This window comes from Pelomicrobium sp. (assembly GCF_036803785.1).
In the GTDB taxonomy this organism is placed as follows: domain Bacteria; phylum Pseudomonadota; class Gammaproteobacteria; order Burkholderiales; family UBA6910; genus Pelomicrobium.
In genome coordinates, this window is the sequence record NZ_DAIRTR010000254.1 from 1 (window position 1) to 1,772 (window position 1,772).

3 protein-coding genes and 1 pseudogene are annotated in these 1,772 nt (G+C 64.7%); all 4 read left to right on the forward strand.

From position 1 onward, the window contains the following. Positions 1-533, forward strand: a 533-nt coding sequence (locus V7Q81_RS15960) for a thioredoxin fold domain-containing protein (protein ID WP_333845310.1), incomplete at its 5' end; no start/stop codon positions are given. Then, entirely contained in the window at positions 530-1,057 is a 528-nt protein-coding gene (locus tag V7Q81_RS15965) for a TlpA family protein disulfide reductase (RefSeq protein WP_333845312.1), read from the forward strand. The genes V7Q81_RS15960 and V7Q81_RS15965, both read left to right, overlap by 4 nt. Before the next feature lie 92 nt (positions 1,058-1,149). Next, the gene (aroQ, locus tag V7Q81_RS15970; protein ID WP_333845314.1) at positions 1,150-1,602 is read left to right on the forward strand and encodes a type II 3-dehydroquinate dehydratase; all 453 of its coding nucleotides are present in this window, start codon (positions 1,150-1,152) and stop codon (positions 1,600-1,602) included. Positions 1,603-1,632: 30 nt separating this feature from the next. Further along, positions 1,633-1,772 (forward strand): annotated as a pseudogene (locus tag V7Q81_RS15975) (acetyl-CoA carboxylase biotin carboxyl carrier protein); the annotation flags it as partial.

Here is a 1,772-nt window from a genome sequence, read left to right on the forward strand (position 1 = left end):
CCCCCGGACGCTTCCGGCTATCGCAGATTCTGGAAGGGGGTGGGGTGATTGCCCTACTCGTGGGCGTGTCTTTGCTGGTGGGAGCCCTCTCCGGCGGGCGCGACCTGCTCCAACCCCTGGCCGGACTGCGGCTTGCCGGCGGGGCAGGGGGGGTGGGCGCTGCTCAGGCGGACCATTTGCCCTTCGAGCGGGTCCGCTCCCTGGCGGAGCTGGAGGCTCGGCTCCAGGCGACGGGGGGGCGCTATGCCATGCTGGATTTCTATGCCGACTGGTGCATCACGTGCAAGGAGATGGAGCGCTTCACCTTTAGCGATCCTCGGGTTCGGGCCAAACTCCGGGATGCCGTACTGCTCCAGGCGGACGTGACCCGCAATACCCCCGAGGATGCCGCCTTGCTCAAGCGCTTCAATCTCTTTGGCCCCCCGGCCATCCTCTTTTTTGACCGGCAAGGCCGGGAAGTGCCCGGGGTACGGGTCGTGGGCTTCCAAAACGCCGACGCCTTTCTCGCCACCTTGGAGAAGGCCATGCCATGAGCCGGACCCGCCAGATCCTGACGGTGGCCGCGGTGGCGGCCTTGGCCCTCGTGGCGGGCGTCGGCCTGCGTTATCAACTTGTACTACCCGGTGAGAGTGCGGCCGCAGGCGAGGCGCTGCTCGAAGCGAGCTTCGAAGACCTGAACGGGAAGCGGGTGAGCCTTTCCCAGTTCCGCGGCCAGGTGCTGGTGGTCAACTTCTGGGCCACCTGGTGCGCCCCCTGCCGGGAAGAGATCCCGGAGTTCATCGAAGTGCAGGCGCAACTGCGGGAGCGGGGCGTGACTTTCGTGGGCATCGCAGTGGACCGCAAGGAGCCGGTGACAGCCTTCAGCCGGGAGCTGGGCATCAACTATCCTATCCTGATCGGCAGCCTGGACGCCTTGGCGCTTGCCCAGAGGGCGGGCAACCGCCTCCAGGCGCTTCCCTTCACCGTGATCCTGGATCGGAGCGGCCAGGCCGCCAAGGTCCATTTGGGCCGACTCTCCCGGGACGACCTGGTCCCCCTCCTGCTCCAGCTTATTTAGTCCTCCCGCCGGTTCCTTCCGTGCGCTTCCTGGACATTTTGCTGTGAATTGCGGCAAAATGCGCCGAACTTTTGAGCCAGGAGCGCCTTCGAGTGAAGCCCGCCCAAGTCCTGGTCCTCCATGGGCCCAATCTGAACCTCCTCGGCGTGCGGGAGCCCGAAGTCTATGGTCTCGTCACGTTGGGTGAAATTAACGAGCGTTTGATGAAGTTGGGCGAGGCGCGCGGGGTGTCGGTGGTATGCTTCCAGAGCAATTCGGAATCGGACCTGGTGGAACGGGTGCACAAGGCCCGGGACGACCACACCGGGTTCATCATCGTCAATCCGGCGGCGTTTACCCACACCAGCGTAGCGCTGCGGGACGCTCTTTCCGCTGTGGCGATCCCGTTCATCGAGGTACACCTCTCCAACATCCATGCCCGCGAGCCCTTCCGGAGGAGTTCCTACTTTTCCGATCTGGCGGCCGGGGTGATCACGGGACTGGGCGCCAAGGGCTACGAGCTGGCGCTCGTCTATGCCCTGGATTTCCTGGGTCACAAGGCCTGAGCCCTTTCTCCAATAACAGGGAGTCACGCCATGGACCTGCGCAAGCTCAAGAAGCTGATCGACTTGGTGCAGGCGTCCGGCATCGCCGAGCTGGAAATCACCGAGGGAGAGGAGAAGGTGCGCATCACCCGCAACGCCGCCTCGGCTCCCCCATCGGTGGCCATGGTCCC

What these genes read in the sequence shown, in the direction of transcription:
- V7Q81_RS15965 (WP_333845312.1), top strand. Translation starts at nt 530, where the DNA reads ATGAGCCGGACCCGCCAGATCCTGACGGTGGCCGCGGTGGCGGCCTTG.